Consider the following 14,757-nt stretch of genomic DNA (forward strand, 5'->3'; position numbering starts at 1 on the left):
GGATGTTTCGGTCATGCCGATCGGGTCGTTGATTCGGCCCTGTCGCCGAGTGGCGTGGCGGGTCTACGTTGACGCCATGGGCACACTCATCTACGACAGCAACGAACCGCCGATCGTCATCGAGGACCGCGCGCTGGCGCATCTCAAGGTCGTGGTTCTCGCCAAGCTCCGCCGCCACGAGTGCTTCGCCGTGTCGTGGCGACATCCCGACGGCCACGGTCGCAGCACGATCTGGCTGCACCCCGCGATCCCGCTCCGGTTCGTCTTCAACGAACCCGAACCGCCGGAACTCAATCGCCAGTGGCTCGCCGAACTCGCGGAGACGGCGAGCGTGCTCGGCGGCATCCGGCTGGGCGAGGAGCAGATCGCGGCGTAGCCTCGCCGGGGGTGAACGAGGGGGTGCACGAGACCGCCCAGCGGCACAACCCGGTATCTCCGTGGGTCGAGCGGCCGTAGCGTGGGGCGAATGAGCGACATGCAGACGATGGTGCGGACAGAGGTGGGGATCGACGACCGCAGCTATTACCTCGCCCAGGGGCAGGACGTCGAAGCGCTGAAGCGCCGGATCGAGGAGGCGGCGCGGTCCGGCCCCGTCTTCGTCGACTTCACCGTCGTCGGCAATCGTTCAGTGAGCGTGCTCGTCTCATCCGCCAGCCGAATCGTGTTCACCATCGAGACCGTGCAGTATGACCCGCGCGACAACGGCGACGAGGAAGCACCGTACGGGGGCCTGTTCGACGGGCTGTAGCCGCACCGTCGGCACGCGACCGCTGGCGCCCTCGAACGCGGACCCGGGTCCGTCGGGGAGCGAGGGTTCGTTTTCCTTCCATGTCAACGCCCTCGAAGCGCCGATCCGCGTCTCGTTACGTTGGTGTCGTGCTCGCCCCGAGCGGCGGCACCGTCCGCCTCTCCCGGGTCGAGGCTTGGGGGGAAGACTCCCTGGGAGAGGCGGGCGCTCCTGCCGGGAGGCTCGCGGAGCTGCCTCTTCCCTCACGGGCGCGAGAGGCGTATTCTTCCGGACACGTCCGCGCCCCCTCGCGGACACGTCGCCCTGTGGGCCGGGCCGCCCCTCCCTGGGTTCGAGCATGCTCCCCGGGGAGGGGCGGATCCTCGCTCCGCGCCTTGCCCACCGACTCGGCCTGTGTGTCGGGGTGGGCATCCGCGCGCGGCGTGACGGATCCCCGCGAGAGCGCCGTATCTGCGTGTAGAATCTCGCGACGATGACGCAAATACGGATCTCTGAAGCGGCGGCCTTCCTCGGCGTGAGCGACGACACGGTTCGACGCTGGACCGAGCAGGGTGTGCTCGAGGCGACCGTCGACGCGCGCGGACGCAAGGTCGTGGACGGCCTGGCGCTCGCCCGGTTCGCGCGGGAGCGGGCGTCGGCGCCCGCGGATCCCCTCGGTGAGGTCGCCACCTCCGCGCGAAACCGCTTCGTGGGCCTGGTGACGCATGTGGTCTCCGACCGCGTGATGAGCCAGGTGGAGTTGCAGTGCGGCCCGCATCGCGTCGTCTCCCTGATGAGCACCGAGGCCGTGAAGGAACTCGGCATCGAGCCCGGCACGGTGGCGGTCGCCAGCGTCAAGGCGACACAGGTCACCGTCGAGGTGGCTCGCGACCGGACGCCGTGAAGGAGAGGCCATGACGTCCCGCCGTACCCTCTTCGCCGCACTCGCGCTGGCCGGCGCCACCGCGCTCGCCGGATGCGGGTCTTCCTCGGGCGGCGTCGCGACGCCGACGGGGGAGAGCACGCTGGTCGTCGCGGCGGCTGCCTCGCTGCAGAGCGCCTTCACCGAGATCGGCAGGGAGTTCCAGGCGGCGCACGACGGTGTCGTCGTGCAGTTCACCTTCGGAGGCAGCTCGGGCCTCGCCGCCCAGCTGGCCGAGGGCGCCCCGGCGGATGTGTTCGCGAGCGCCGATGTCGTGAACATGGATCGCGCCGTGGACGCCGGGCTCGTCGACGGCGCGCCGGTGCCCTTCGCGCGCAACACACTCGAGATCGTCACGCACCCGGGAAACCCCGCCGGGATCGAGGATCTCGCCTCCCTGGCCCAGCCGGGGGTCGAGCTGGCGGTGTGTGCGCCGCAGGTGCCGTGCGGTGCCGCGACGGCCGCCGTCGCCGCCGAGGCGGGCGTGGTCCTGCGCCCGGCGAGCGAGGAGCAGAGCGTGACCGACGTGCTCGCGCGCGTCACGAGCGGAGAGGCCGACGCGGGGCTGGTGTACGTCACGGACGCCGCGGCGGCCGGGGCGGGCGTGCACCGCGTCCCGTTCCCCGAAGCCGAGAAGGCGGTGAACGAGTACCCCATCGCCGTGCTCGCGGCCTCGGCAGCACCCGCCCTCGCGGGGGACTTCGTCGCCTACGTCACCGGCCCCGAGGGGCAGGCCGTGCTCGCCGCACACGGCTTCCGCGCGCCGTGAGCGCCGCCGCACCGGCCCACGGCAGGCTGCCCGGCTGGGTGTACGTGCCCGCCGCCCTCGCGGCCGCGCTCGTGCTGCTGCCCCTGGCCGGCCTGCTCTCGCGCGTCGATTGGCCCGCGCTACCGGTTCTGCTCACGACGGACACCGCGCTGGACGCCCTCGGCCTCAGCATCCGCACCGCGGGCATGAGCACGGCGCTCTGCGTGCTGCTGGGGGTGCCGCTGGCATTCGTGCTGGCGCGCAGCTCCTTCCCGGGGCTCGCGCTCCTGCGCGCGCTCGTGCTGCTGCCGCTCGTGCTGCCGCCGGTGGTCGGGGGCCTCGCGCTGCTGTATGCGTTCGGGCGCAACGGCCTGCTCGGCGAGGTGCTGGAGCTCGGGGGACTGCGCATCGGGTTCACGACCGCGGCCGTCGTGATGGCACAGGCGTTCGTCTCGTTGCCGTTCCTCGTGCTGAGCCTCGAGGGCGCGCTGCGCCTCGAGCACCGCCGCTACGAGCTCGTGGCGGCGTCGCTCGGGGCGTCGCCCTCGGTCGTCCTGCGGCGCATCAGCCTCCCGCTCGTGTTCCCGGCCCTCGTCTCGGGGGCGATCCTCGCGTTCGCTCGGTCGCTCGGGGAGTTCGGCGCGACGCTCACCTTCGCCGGCAGCTACCAGGGCACGACGCGCACGCTACCGCTGGAGATCTACCTGCAGCGCGAGGTCGACCCCGACATCGCGGTAGCCCTGTCGCTGCTGCTCGTGCTTGTCGCGCTCGTCGGCGTGCTCCTCACCGCCTCCCGCCAGTTGCGGGGGCGCAGGTGAGCGGCCTGGAGCTGCGGGTACACGTCGCCGATCGGGACGTGGACGTGGCGCTGGAGATCGGTGCCGGCGAGACCGTCGCGGTGATCGGCGCGAACGGGGCGGGGAAGTCGACGCTGCTCGAGGCGCTCGCCGGCTTCCTGCGTCCCGACCGCGGGCGGATCGTGCTCGAGGGCGAAACGCTGCTCGACACCGAGAGCAGCGAGGCGGTACCTCCGCACCGGCGTCCGGTCGCGCTGCTGGCACAGGAGGCGCTGCTCTTCCCGCACCTCACCGTGCGCAACAACGTCGCGTTCCCCCTGCGTCACCGGCTCGGCCTGGCGCGCCCAGCCGCGGCCGTCGAGGCGGGACGGCGCCTCGATGCGCTCGGCGCAGGACACCTCGCACAGCGACGGCCCGCCCAGCTGTCGGGCGGTCAGGCCCAGCGCGTCGCTCTCGTGCGCGCTCTCGCGGCCGATCCGAGGCTGCTGCTGCTCGATGAACCGCTCGCGGCCCTCGACGCGACGGCGGTGCCCGACATGCGGGCCGCGTTGCGCGCGGCCGCGTCGGGGCGCACCGCCCTGGTGGTCACCCACGACCCGCTGGACGCGCTGTCGCTCGCCGAGCGAGTCGTCGTGATCGAGCGCGGCCGCGTCGTGCAGCAGGGGCCGCCGACGGAGGTGCTGAGGACTCCGCGCAGCGAGTTCGGTCGCTCGCTGCTGGCCCTCAATCCGTGGATCGCCGCGGTCGACCTCGAGGCTCTGCGCGCGGGACTCGGCGATGACTGAGCCGGATCGAGGCGGCGGTCCGCCGACACAGGTCGCAGACGTCAGTCCCCGGGGTCGACGTCCTGCACCGCCTGCCCGATGTAGCGGGCCTGTTGCCGCTGGTGCTGCTCGATGGCCTGGAGCAGGGCGTGGATCGCCTCGAGGCGATCGCACACCGCCCGGACTTCGGTGCTGGTAGGGCTCGTCCATTCTTCGGGTGTGGTCGCCATGGCGACACCCTCTCCCCTTCTGCCCTCCCGCGACGAGGGCCTTGAGAGCGGGGGGCATCGGGTGCTATTACGCAGTCCCCGGGCACCCGCGGGATTCCCCCCCCATAGTCTCGTATTGTGTCGATGACGGCATGGAGAACGCGCGAAAATACCATCGGGCGGGCTCGCGCCCCAATCCGGATTCGAAGGGATTCCGAATCGTGATGTCCGCAGCGCCGGAATCGGCGACCGACGACGACGCGCTCGTCGGTGCCATCCTCCGCGCGCTCGCGGCGTCGGACCATACCGGGGCGATCGCTCTGGCCGAGCGGCACTGGGGCTACCTGGTGAGCTTCCGTCTCGGGGTGCTGCGTGCCGTCGTCGACGCGCTGCCGGACGACTTCCTGCAAGCCCGGCCCACGTTCGCGGTGCTGCGACAGCTGCTGCTGCACACCTTCCTCGGCCCACTGCGGCCCACAGTGTACGCCGACACGATCCCCCCGCTGACGGCCGACATGCCGCTGCTCGACCACGTCGTCGTGCACACGGCGCGTTCGGCGATCGCGCGCTCCGTCGGCCGGGTGAGCGACGCGATCGCCTGGGCGGACAGAGCGCGCATCGAGCTGGCGACGGCCTCGTGCGAGGAGCGTGCCGCCGCCGAGCACGCGATGTCGGAGCTGCACGAGCACTGGGGGCTCACCTTCCTGTTCGCGGGGCGCGAGCGCGAGGCGATCGCGCTCTTCGAGCAGTCGTACGAGTGGGCCGAGCGCCTGGGAAACCCGCGCGGGGCCGTCGCGGCCGCGGGCGAGCTCGCCTGGCTGGACGCGCACGCCGGGCGCAGCGACGCCGCGCGCGCACGCCTGCGTAGGGTCCGCGCGCTCATCGACGAGAACCCCGGGATGCACCCCACGCGCGGCAGCCACCTGCTCGCCGAGGCGATCCTTCACGTCGACGCGCTCGAGATCCGCGAGGCGCACGCCGCGCTGGAGGCGATGGACGACCCCGGCGAGCACTCCCTGCTCCGCGTCGCCATCCGCGGGCTCGTCAGCGGGTACGATCCCGAACGCGATCCCAGCACCGTGGCCGCCGAGCTCCTCGCGGATGTCAGCGCACATCACGAGGGCTTCGCGCAGGCTCCACTCAACCTCCGCATGCTCGGCGCGGCTCAGGCGCGCCTGCACGTGCGGGCAGGACACCCGGAGTGGGCGCTGCGGGTGCTGCAGCGCGGCGAGCGCAACGGCAGCAGCGCGGCAACCGATGGGCGCACGGCGCCCGTGCTCTACCTGCTGGGCGAGCACGATCGGGCGTACGCCCTCACCTCGCAGGTCCTCGGAGACGTGGAGGCGCCTCCTCGCGCCTGCGTCTTCGCGCTCGCCGTGCGGGCCGCCATCGAGCTCCACCGGGGCGAGACCGCCCTCGCCACCGATACCTTCTCCCAGGCGCTCGAGCTCGTCGTCCGCTACGGTCTCGTCGTCGGCTTCGCCACGCTTCCCCCGGAGGATCTGCGCGGGCTGGCCGCGCTGTTGCCGAGCGACGGGCGCGTGGCCATCCTCGATGGGCTGCTGGACGGGCTCATGGCCGTGCCCGCCGTGCCCCAGGTGCCGCGGCTGACGCGGCGGGAGCGCGCGGTGCTGGCGACGCTCGCCACCGGCGCCACCCTGCCGCAGGCGGCGACCCGCCTGTCGGTCTCGGTGAACACCGTGAAGACCCAGCTGCGCTCACTGCACCGCAAGCTCGGGGTGCACGACCGCCAGCAGCTGATCGTCGCGGCGCGCCGACGGGGACTGCTGTGAGCGGCGGAGCCTCCGGCGAGGCGGCCATCGCCGTGTACCTCGCCCTCGCGGAGGGCGACGGCGAAGGAGCCGTCTCGATCGCGGAAGCACATTGGGACGACCTCTCGCGGGAACGCAGCACCGTCCTCCGGCTCGTGGCCGAGAGCGTCCCGGCCGGGTTGATCGACGGGAGGGAGCACTGGCAGGACGTGCTGTATCGGGCGCCCTTCCGCCTGCCCGCGGGCCCTGCGGGCCGCGGCGATTCGGCCGTGCGCCAGCGATTGGTGGACCTCACGCGGCGCAGCAGGCAGGCGCGGCTCGGCGGCGACATCGCGCTCGCGCTGGAGACCGCCTTCGAGGCGCGCGACGCGTTCCGCGAGGCGGCGCGGCGGGGCGAGGCTCCCACCGACGCCGCCCATCTCATGATCGAGTGGGCGATGGCCTTCGTGGTCGGCGGACCCATGCCGCGGACCGGCTGGGACACGCAGCCGGAGGAGCAGCTCGAAGAGACCTACTCCTGGGCCGTATCCTCCGGCGACCACGTGTCCGCCTCGCGCGCGGCCGCCGAGCTGGCATGGCTGCACGCGTTCGCCGGCCGAGCGGCGACCACGCAGCGCTGGACGCGGCGAGCCTCGGTGATGTGGCACGCCAACACGGGCAGCCCGCTGGGGGCCTCCCCGGCTTACATCGCGCTCTCGCTGCGCCGGAGCGACGGCCTGGACTTCCGTGGGGCCATCGAAGCCCTTGCGGTGCTGGCAGGCGACCACGTGCCGGATCATCGCATCCTCGTGGCCACGGCCACCGCCATGTACGGCGTGCACCTCAACGACGGGGTGGTGCAGGAGACCCGGCGAGAACTGATGCGGACGATCGAAGCCGCGCCGGAAGGGCTCCTGGCGGCGCCGCTGAACCAGGGTGCGATCGCGTACGCGGAGTCGTACCGCCTGCTGCTCGGCGGGGATCCGATGGCGGCGCTGCGCCTGCTGGATAAGGGCCCCGGGACCCGGCTGCCACTGTACGCCGAGGCGCGGCGCGCCTCGGCGGCCCTGCAGCGCGGTGACCTGAGCCAGGCGGAGACGGCGGCGATGACGGCGCTCGAGGAGGGCGGTGCCATGCCGCGCTTCATGATCGAGGCGTGGGCGGCGCTCGCGGCCGTCCAGCTGCGCGCGGGCGCCCACGACACGGCCCGGGAGATGTTCGGCCGAGCGGTGGATCTGTCGGACCGGGAGCGGCTTCCGGTCGCGCTCGCGCTGACGTCGAGCGACGACCACGCTCGGCTCAGCGCGCTGCTGCGCGACGGGCACGAGCGCCCGAGCCTGGTTGCGCTGCGAGAGCGGCGCATGCGTCGCCCGGAGCGCGTCGACGCCACGGACGCGCTCACGCCGCAGGAGCAGCGCGTCGTGAGGACGATCGCGGAGGGACTCTCCGTGCCCGAGGCCGCGACGCGCCTGAACGTTTCGGTCAACACCGTCAAGACGCAGCTGCGCGCGGTATACCGCAAGCTCGGAGCGACCCGCCGGGAGGAGATGCTGGGGACCGCGCGGACACGCGGCATCCTCTGAGCGCCGCTGCCCGGAGGGCGCGTCAGGGCTGGAGCCCCGTGAACTCGCGGATCAGGCGCTCGCCCCGGTCGGCCGCCCCGGTGCGGACGGCGTCCGCGAGCGCGTGGAGGTGCGTGACGTTCTCGGTCGTCTGCCCCGCCGCTGACATCAGGTTCCGCTGGATGGCGACTCCGATGTCGTACGACATCGTCTCGATGAACGCGTTGGCGGCGTACGACTGGAGGAGATCCTGCAGCTCTCGCACCGCCGCGGCGACGGTTCCCGAGGCTCCGGTGCGCTCGGCGATGCCGTCGATCGCGTCGCCGGCCTGGGCGCGCTGCTCGGGCGTCATGCGCTGCAGGGCCATACGCAGGAGGGAGATGGTGTAGTGGGCGGCGAACTCCGCGGTCGCGGCGGCCAGTTCGGGCGTGACTTCGGTCACGCGCGTGTAGCGGCTGGCGGCGGTCTCGATGAGCCCGACGCGCTGGAGCCGCTGCAGGGCCTCCCGCACGGGCATGCGCGACACGCCGAGCTGCTGCGCGAGGTCGTGGTCGCGCAGGCGCGTGCCCGCCGGCAGGCTGCCGTCCATGATGGCGTTGGCGATGCGCTCGGCGACCATGTCACTGAGACGTGTGGGGGAGATGTCGAGCGTGCCGATCATCATGGGGTTTACCGTCCTTGCTCGAGAAGAAGCGTGACCCGGCGCCGGGTAGCCGCCGACGGCGCGCGGGCGCCACGGCCGACATCGCCGGGGTGCGCAACAGCAGGGGGCCGAAGAGAGCGGTCGGGTACCGGTCATTCGGATGTTGCGCGGTGAGCAAACGATATGCCGGACAATATGCATCCGGCATGGCGTCCGTCCGGGATTCCGGCGAGGACGTGACAGGATTCACCCGTCATATCACCCTTCTCGGGCATGGGTGGGGAAGCGCTCAGCGTCGCGACGCGCTGCGGCTGCGGGATGCGGCGCGCTCGGAGTAGTACTTGCCCTCCTTGCCCCTGATGGGCGAGTCGTCGGAGACGGTCTGGCCGCGGCTCGCGCGACGGACGTCGACGACGGTTCCGATGGCGAGCGCAACCGAGATGAACCAGCTGAGCCACGCCAGCGCCGTGCGCCACGTGAACCTCTGCTGCCCGCTGCCCCTGAGGAGCGAATAGCCGTGCGCGAGCGCCCCGAGGAGGCCGGTGCCCAGGAGGTATTTCCGCATGCCCCCACCGTAGCCGCACCCCGGGCGGCGCGCAGGGGCTTGCGTCGGGGGAGCGGCGCGTGGCAGGCGGTCCGTATAGCCGAGCGGGAATGCGGCGGTCAAACCCGGCTCGTCGCGGGGGCGCGAGGGCATCGCGCTGATACTGTGGGCGCCAGTCTCGATGGAGGAGCCTCATGTCTCGCGCAGATCTCGTCGTCGTCGCAAATCGTCTGCCGGTCGATCGAGTGGTGTCCGAGGGAGGCGAGTCGTGGCGGCGTTCGCCCGGCGGGCTCGTGACCGCGCTCGAGCCGGTGATGCGCAAGCCCGACCGGGCATGGGTCGGATGGGCGGGCCAGCCCGATCTCGACATCGCGCCCTTCGACTTCGAGGGCGCCCGCCTCGTTCCCGTCGCGCTGTCGGCGTCCGAGATCGAGCAGTACTACGAGGGCTTCGCCAACGGCACCATCTGGCCGCTGTACCACGACGTGATCGCGGCACCCCTCTACAAGCGGCGCTGGTGGGAGGTCTACGTCCAGGTCAACCGGCGTTTCGCCCAGGCGGCCGCCGACGTCGTCGAGCAGGGCGGGGTGGTCTGGGTCCAGGACTACCAGCTCCAACTCGTGCCCAAGATGCTCCGCGAGCTGCGGCCCGACATCACGATCGGCTACTTCCACCACATTCCCTTCCCCGCATACGGGCTGTACTCGCAGCTCCCGTGGCGGCGACAGGTGCTCGAAGGCCTGCTGGGCGCGGACGTCATCGGCTTCCAGCGACAGGCAGACGCCGGCAACTTCCAGCGATCGGTCCGGCGCGTCCTGCGCTACACGACTCGGTCGAGCGAGGTCGTCGTGCCGTCCGCCGAGGGCGAGCCGCGGGTCGCGATCGCGAAGGCGTACCCCATCTCCATCGACGCCGACGCCTTCATCCGCCTCGCCCAGGACCCGGACGTGCAGGCCCGCGCCACGGAGATCCGCGAGCAGCTGGGCAGCCCCAAGACGATCCTGCTGGGAGTGGACCGGCTCGACTACACCAAGGGCATCCGCCACCGCCTCAAGGCCTTCGGAGAACTGCTCGAGGACGGCCGGCTCAGCGTGGGCGACGCGACGCTCGTGCAGGTCGCGAGCCCCTCGCGGCAGCGCGTCGACGCCTACGCCGAGCTGCGGGACGAGATCGAGCTGACCGTCGGCCGCATCAACGGCGACTACGACACGATGCACCACACCGCCATCCGCTATCTGCACCAGGGCTTCCCGCGGGAGGAGATGGTCGCGCTGTATCTCGCAGCCGACGTCATGCTCGTCACCGCGCTGCGCGACGGGATGAACCTCGTCGCGAAGGAGTACGTCGCCTCTCGCATCGACAACAGCGGCGTGCTGCTGCTGAGCGAGTTCGCGGGCGCCGCCGACGAGCTGACCAGCGCGCTGCTGGTGAACCCCCACGACATCGACGGCATGAAGGACCTCATCATGCGCGCGGTGGAGATGTCGCCCGGAGAGCAGTCGCGTCGCATGCGGGCGCTGCGCAGGCGGGTGCTCGACCACGACGTGGAAGACTGGTCGCAGGACTTCCTGACCGACATCGAAAAGGTGCGCCGGGTGCGACGCGGCGCCTGAACGCACGGCTCCGCCGCCGAACGTTCGGAGAGGACTGTCATGAGCACGACGGACTGGACGGCGAGCGTCGAGCAGCTCGCGCGGACCGAGCGCCTCCTGGTCGCCCTCGATTTCGACGGGACGCTGGCTCTGCTGCAGGACGAGCCGATGGCGGTGCGCGCCCTCCCGGAGACCGCCGCCGCCGTCGCCCGCCTCGTCGAGCTGCCGGACACGGTCGTGGCATTCGTGTCGGGCCGCCAACTGGTGGACCTGCGCGTGATCGGCGAGCACGACGACGCGTCCCGCGTCTGGCTCGCAGGCTCCCACGGCGTCGAGTTCTGGCGCCCCGAGGGCGTCGCGGCGGTCGAAGCCGAGGATGCGCCCGCCCCAGCGCCGCCTGCGGCAGATCCGGCCGACCTGCAGGCCCGGGCGCGCGCGGCCGTCGCGCACGTCGAGGGCGCGTGGATCGAGGCCAAGGCGTTCGGCTTCGCCCTGCACACGCGCCTCGTGGCGCCGGAGGACGTGGAGAGCACGCGCGCCGCGGTCGACGCGCTCATGGCCCGAGAGGCACCCGAGTGGCGCCGCCGTAGGGGCCACGGAGTCGTGGAGTACGCGTGGCGTCACGAGGGCAAGGACGCGGCCGTCGCGCGCCTGCGCGCCGAGACAAGGGCGACCGCCGTGCTCTTCGCGGGCGACGACGTCACGGACGAGGACGCCCTGCGCAGCCTCGGCGAGGGCGATCTCGGGGTCCGCGTGGGGGAGGGGGAGACGGCCGCGCGGGTGCGCGTCGCCGACCCGCTGGAGCTCGCCGAGCTGCTCACCGCGCTGGCCGACGCGCGTGCATCCTGAGCGGCGCGCGAGCGCCGCGGGGTGCGGTTTGCGAGCCGTGCCGGAGCGCCCTCCGCGACGGGCATAGACTTCCGACATGGTCGACCTCGCAACACCGTCCGGAACGCCCGATATCAAGCCCCGCAGCCGCGTCGTCACGGACGGCATCGAGGCCACCACGTCACGCGGCATGCTCCGCGCGGTCGGGATGGGCGATGCCGACTGGGAGAAGCCGCAGATCGGCATCGCCTCCAGCTGGAACGAGATCACCCCCTGCAACCTGAGCCTCGACCGCCTGGCGCAGGGCGCCAAGGAGGGCGTGCACTCGGGCGGGGGATACCCGCTGCAGTTCGGCACGATCTCGGTGTCCGACGGCATCTCGATGGGCCACGAGGGCATGCACTTCTCGCTCGTGTCGCGCGAGGTCATCGCCGACAGCGTCGAGACAGTCATCATGGCCGAGCGCCTGGACGGCACCGTCCTGCTCGCGGGCTGCGACAAGTCGATCCCTGGCATGCTCATGGCGAGCGCGCGTCTGGGCCTGTCGAGCGTGTTCCTCTACGCCGGGTCGATTGCGCCCGGCTGGGTGAAGCTCTCGGACGGCACCGAGAAGGACATCACGATCATCGACTCGTTCGAGGGCGTCGGCGCCTGCCGGGCCGGCCGGATGAGCGAAGAGGACCTCAAGCGCATCGAGTGCGCGTTCGCGCCGGGTGAGGGCGCGTGCGGCGGCATGTACACGGCCAACACGATGGCGTCGGTCGCCGAGGCGCTGGGCCTGAGCCTGCCGGGATCGGCCGCGCCGCCCTCGGCCGACCGGCGCCGTGACTACTTCGCCCACCGCTCGGGCGAGGCCGTGGTGAACCTGCTGCGCCTCGGCATCACGACGAAGGACATCCTGACGAAGGAGTCGTTCGAGAACGCGATCGCGCTCGCGATGGCGCTCGGCGGCTCCACCAACGTCGTGCTGCACCTGCTCGCGATCGCGCGCGAGGCCGACGTCGACCTCAGCCTGCACGACTTCAACCGCATCGGCGACCGCGTGCCGCACGTGGCCGACATGAAGCCGTTCGGCAAGTACGTCATGAACGACGTCGACCGTCACGGCGGCATCCCCGTGATCATGAAGGCCATGCTCGACGAGGGGCTGCTGCACGGCGACGCGCTCACCGTCACGGGCAAGACCGTGGCCGAGAACCTGCGCGACCTGAACCCCGACCCCGTCGACGGGGAGGTCATCCACCGCTTCGACGACCCCATCCACGCCACGGGTGGCCTGACGATCCTGCACGGCTCGCTCGCCCCGGAGGGCGCCGTGGTGAAGTCGGCCGGCTTCGACGCGGACGTCTTCGAGGGGCCGGCGCGCGTGTTCGAGCGCGAGCGCGCCGCGATGGACGCCCTCGCCGAGGGACGGATCTCCGCGGGCGACGTCGTCGTCATCCGCTACGAGGGCCCCAAGGGCGGCCCCGGCATGCGGGAGATGCTCGCCATCACCGGCGCCATCAAGGGCGCCGGCCTCGGCAAGGATGTACTACTCTTGACGGACGGACGATTCTCAGGCGGCACAACCGGTCTGTGCATCGGCCATATTGCACCCGAGGCGGTGGACGCAGGTCCGATCGCCCTCGTGCGCGATGGTGATCTGATCAGGGTCGATATCGCGGCTCGCACGCTCGACCTACTCGTCGACGACGCTGAGCTCGAATCCCGCCGCTCCGGCTGGGAGCCCCTGCCCCCGCGCTACACCCGCGGTGTCCTGGCGAAGTACTCGCGACTCGTGCGCTCCGCTGCGGAGGGCGCGACGACCGGCTGATCCGCGTCCTCGCGGAGATCCTCGATTCGATTCCAAGGAAGCACCCCCATGCCGTCCGAACCCGCAACGGCCCTGCCGCGGCCGCCTGCCCGCTCCTCCTCATCGTCCGCGTCGACGCCCGTGATGACGGGCGCCGAGGCGGTCGTCCGCTCGCTCGAGCTGCTCGGCGTCACCGACGTCTTCGGCCTTCCGGGCGGAGCGATCCTGCCCGTGTACGACCCGCTCATGTCGGCGACCGAGCTGCGCCACATCCTCGTGCGTCACGAGCAGGGCGCCGGTCACGCCGCGGAGGGGTACGCATCCGCAAGCGGAAGGGTCGGCGTCGCGATCGCGACGTCGGGTCCCGGTGCCACGAACCTCGTCACGGCGATCGCGGACGCCTACATGGACTCCGTGCCGATCGTCGCGATCACCGGTCAGGTGTTCTCGACCCTCATGGGCACCGACGCGTTCCAGGAGGCGGACATCGTCGGCATCACGATGCCGATCACGAAGCACTCCTTCCTCGTCAAGCGGCCGGAGGACATCCCGGGCGCCATCGCGGCGGCGTTCGAGATCGCCTCGACGGGGCGCCCCGGCCCCGTGCTCGTCGACATCACGAAGGACGCTCAGCAGGACGAGGCGCCGTTCGTGTGGCCGCCGCGCATCGACCTGCCCGGCTACCGCCCCGTCACGAAGGCGCACGGCAAGCAGATCCAGGCCGCCGCGGCCCTGATGGCGCAGGCCGAGCGCCCCGTGCTCTACGTCGGCGGCGGCGTCATCCGCGCCCGTGCGGCGACCGAGCTCAAGGCGCTCGCCGAGGCGAGCGGCGCGCCCGTCGTGACCACGCTCATGGCGCGCGGCGCGTTCCCCGACTCGCATCCGCAGCACCTCGGCATGCCCGGCATGCACGGCTCAGTGCCGGCCGTGCTGGCGCTGCAGGAGGCCGACCTGCTCGTGGCGCTCGGCGCGCGGTTCGACGACCGCGTCACGGGCAAGGCCTCGCTGTTCGCGCCCAAGGCCAAGGTCGTGCACGTGGACATCGATCCTGCCGAGATCTCGAAGATCCGCGCCGCCGACGTGCCGATCGTGGGCGACCTGAAGGACGTGCTGGTCGATCTCGAGGCGGCGCTGCCGCGCGCGAGTGAGCGCGCCGACATCGACGAGTGGTGGGCGTACCTGCGCGGGCTGCAGGAGCAGTACCCGCTCGGGTACGCGCCGACGAGCGACGGCCTGCTCTCGCCCCAGTACGTCATCCAGCGCATCGGCGAGCTGACCGGACCCGAGGGCGTCTACGCCGCGGGCGTCGGGCAGCACCAGATGTGGGCGGCGCAGTTCATCAAGTACGAGCGCCCCAACTCCTGGCTCAACTCCGGCGGCGCGGGCACGATGGGATACTCCGTGCCGGCCGCGATGGGCGCGAAGGTCGCGGAACCGCACCGCACCGTGTGGGCGATCGACGGCGACGGCTGCTTCCAGATGACCAATCAGGAGCTCGCCACCTGCGTCATCAACAACATCCCGATCAAGGTCGCGATCATCAACAACTCGTCGCTCGGCATGGTGCGGCAGTGGCAGACGCTGTTCTACGACGGGCGGTACTCGAACACCGACCTCAACACGGGCCACGACTCCATCCGGATCCCCGACTTCGTCAAGCTCGCGGAGGCGTACGGCTGCCTCGCGATGCGCGTCGAGAAGGAGGAGGACGTCGACGCGGCTATCCGCACGGCGCTCGAGACCAACGACCGCCCGGTCGTGATCGACTTCGTGGTGAGCGCCGACGCCATGGTGTGGCCGATGGTGCCGCAGGGCGTCAGCAACAGCTACGTGCAGTACGCGCGCGACCACGCGCCGGCGTTCGCAGAGGAGGAGTGA

Annotated in this window: 15 protein-coding genes; 12 read left to right on the forward strand and 3 right to left on the reverse strand. The window is 71.7% G+C overall.

The genetic code is table 11. The annotated features are described in order from the left end of the window. The first annotated feature begins 76 nt into the window (after positions 1-76). The 6 genes from IEX37_RS00965 (at position 77) to IEX37_RS00990 (ending at position 3,979) form a co-directional block, all read left to right on the forward strand. Positions 77-376, forward strand: a complete 300-nt coding sequence (locus IEX37_RS00965) for a DUF7882 family protein (protein ID WP_188754377.1) — start codon at positions 77-79, stop codon at positions 374-376. Between the two features lie 90 nt (positions 377-466). Continuing rightward, the gene (locus IEX37_RS00970) at positions 467-748 is read left to right on the forward strand and encodes a hypothetical protein (protein WP_229662991.1); all 282 of its coding nucleotides are present in this window, start codon (positions 467-469) and stop codon (positions 746-748) included. 472 nt (positions 749-1,220) lie between these two features. After that, entirely contained in the window at positions 1,221-1,631 is a 411-nt protein-coding gene (locus IEX37_RS00975; RefSeq protein ID WP_188754378.1) for a TOBE domain-containing protein, read from the forward strand. Positions 1,632-1,641: 10 nt separating this feature from the next. Next, the gene (gene modA / locus IEX37_RS00980) at positions 1,642-2,418 is read left to right on the forward strand and encodes a molybdate ABC transporter substrate-binding protein (RefSeq protein WP_188754379.1); all 777 of its coding nucleotides are present in this window, start codon (positions 1,642-1,644) and stop codon (positions 2,416-2,418) included. Next, positions 2,415-3,215 (forward strand): ABC transporter permease, encoded by an 801-nt coding sequence (locus tag IEX37_RS00985; protein WP_188754380.1) that lies wholly within the window; start codon positions 2,415-2,417, stop codon positions 3,213-3,215. Before modA ends, IEX37_RS00985 begins: the two co-directional genes overlap by 4 nt. Continuing rightward, positions 3,212-3,979 (forward strand): ABC transporter ATP-binding protein, encoded by a 768-nt coding sequence (locus tag IEX37_RS00990; RefSeq protein WP_188754381.1) that lies wholly within the window; start codon positions 3,212-3,214, stop codon positions 3,977-3,979. Before IEX37_RS00985 ends, IEX37_RS00990 begins: the two co-directional genes overlap by 4 nt. Positions 3,980-4,020: 41 nt before the next feature. On the opposite strand, the gene IEX37_RS00995 is transcribed toward IEX37_RS00990, so the two are convergent. Continuing rightward, positions 4,021-4,188: a hypothetical protein gene (locus tag IEX37_RS00995; protein WP_188754382.1), complete on the reverse strand. Its 168-nt coding sequence runs from the start codon at positions 4,186-4,188 to the stop codon at positions 4,021-4,023. 203 nt (positions 4,189-4,391) lie between these two features. Between IEX37_RS00995 and IEX37_RS01000 the strand changes: the two genes are divergently transcribed. Both IEX37_RS01000 and IEX37_RS01005 read left to right on the forward strand, forming a co-directional pair. Continuing rightward, positions 4,392-5,960 carry a LuxR C-terminal-related transcriptional regulator gene (locus IEX37_RS01000; RefSeq protein WP_229663022.1) on the forward strand — a complete coding sequence of 523 codons (1,569 nt, stop codon included), beginning with the start codon at positions 4,392-4,394 and terminating at the stop codon, positions 5,958-5,960. Further along, complete coding sequence (locus IEX37_RS01005) at positions 5,957-7,501, forward strand: helix-turn-helix transcriptional regulator (RefSeq protein ID WP_188754384.1); 1,545 nt, start codon at positions 5,957-5,959, stop codon at positions 7,499-7,501. Before IEX37_RS01000 ends, IEX37_RS01005 begins: the two co-directional genes overlap by 4 nt. A gap of 22 nt (positions 7,502-7,523) precedes the next feature. On the opposite strand, the gene IEX37_RS01010 is transcribed toward IEX37_RS01005, so the two are convergent. Beyond that, positions 7,524-8,144 carry a GntR family transcriptional regulator gene (locus tag IEX37_RS01010; protein ID WP_188754385.1) on the reverse strand — a complete coding sequence of 207 codons (621 nt, stop codon included), beginning with the start codon at positions 8,142-8,144 and terminating at the stop codon, positions 7,524-7,526. Positions 8,145-8,412: 268 nt separating this feature from the next. Further along, positions 8,413-8,688: a hypothetical protein gene (locus IEX37_RS01015; RefSeq protein ID WP_188754386.1), complete on the reverse strand. Its 276-nt coding sequence runs from the start codon at positions 8,686-8,688 to the stop codon at positions 8,413-8,415. Positions 8,689-8,861: 173 nt separating this feature from the next. Between IEX37_RS01015 and IEX37_RS01020 the strand changes: the two genes are divergently transcribed. The 4 genes from IEX37_RS01020 (at position 8,862) to IEX37_RS01035 (ending at position 14,757) form a co-directional block, all read left to right on the forward strand. Further along, entirely contained in the window at positions 8,862-10,280 is a 1,419-nt protein-coding gene (locus tag IEX37_RS01020) for an alpha,alpha-trehalose-phosphate synthase (UDP-forming) (RefSeq protein WP_188754387.1), read from the forward strand. A 39-nt stretch (positions 10,281-10,319) separates the two neighbouring features. Further along, complete coding sequence (otsB, locus tag IEX37_RS01025; RefSeq protein ID WP_188754388.1) at positions 10,320-11,108, forward strand: trehalose-phosphatase; 789 nt, start codon at positions 10,320-10,322, stop codon at positions 11,106-11,108. A 76-nt stretch (positions 11,109-11,184) separates the two neighbouring features. Next, positions 11,185-12,900: a dihydroxy-acid dehydratase gene (gene ilvD / locus IEX37_RS01030; protein WP_188754389.1), complete on the forward strand. Its 1,716-nt coding sequence runs from the start codon at positions 11,185-11,187 to the stop codon at positions 12,898-12,900. Positions 12,901-12,948: 48 nt separating this feature from the next. Continuing rightward, the gene (locus IEX37_RS01035; RefSeq protein ID WP_188754390.1) at positions 12,949-14,757 is read left to right on the forward strand and encodes an acetolactate synthase large subunit; all 1,809 of its coding nucleotides are present in this window, start codon (positions 12,949-12,951) and stop codon (positions 14,755-14,757) included.

Origin of the sequence: Microbacterium album (assembly GCF_014643695.1) — a bacterium.
GTDB lineage: Bacteria > Actinomycetota > Actinomycetes > Actinomycetales > Microbacteriaceae > Microbacterium > Microbacterium album.

Bases quoted from the DNA above. Each gene is read 5' to 3' on its own strand.
- IEX37_RS00965 (WP_188754377.1), top strand. From the start codon at position 77: ATGGGCACACTCATCTACGACAGCAACGAACCGCCGATCGTCATCGAG.
- IEX37_RS00970 (WP_229662991.1), top strand. From the start codon at position 467: ATGAGCGACATGCAGACGATGGTGCGGACAGAGGTGGGGATCGACGAC.
- IEX37_RS00975 (WP_188754378.1), top strand. From the start codon at position 1,221: ATGACGCAAATACGGATCTCTGAAGCGGCGGCCTTCCTCGGCGTGAGC.
- modA (WP_188754379.1), top strand. From the start codon at position 1,642: ATGACGTCCCGCCGTACCCTCTTCGCCGCACTCGCGCTGGCCGGCGCC.
- IEX37_RS00995 (WP_188754382.1), bottom strand. From the start codon at position 4,188: ATGGCGACCACACCCGAAGAATGGACGAGCCCTACCAGCACCGAAGTC.
- IEX37_RS01000 (WP_229663022.1), top strand. From the start codon at position 4,392: ATGTCCGCAGCGCCGGAATCGGCGACCGACGACGACGCGCTCGTCGGT.
- IEX37_RS01010 (WP_188754385.1), bottom strand. From the start codon at position 8,144: ATGATGATCGGCACGCTCGACATCTCCCCCACACGTCTCAGTGACATG.
- IEX37_RS01015 (WP_188754386.1), bottom strand. From the start codon at position 8,688: ATGCGGAAATACCTCCTGGGCACCGGCCTCCTCGGGGCGCTCGCGCAC.
- IEX37_RS01020 (WP_188754387.1), top strand. From the start codon at position 8,862: ATGTCTCGCGCAGATCTCGTCGTCGTCGCAAATCGTCTGCCGGTCGAT.
- otsB (WP_188754388.1), top strand. From the start codon at position 10,320: ATGAGCACGACGGACTGGACGGCGAGCGTCGAGCAGCTCGCGCGGACC.
- ilvD (WP_188754389.1), top strand. From the start codon at position 11,185: ATGGTCGACCTCGCAACACCGTCCGGAACGCCCGATATCAAGCCCCGC.
- IEX37_RS01035 (WP_188754390.1), top strand. From the start codon at position 12,949: ATGCCGTCCGAACCCGCAACGGCCCTGCCGCGGCCGCCTGCCCGCTCC.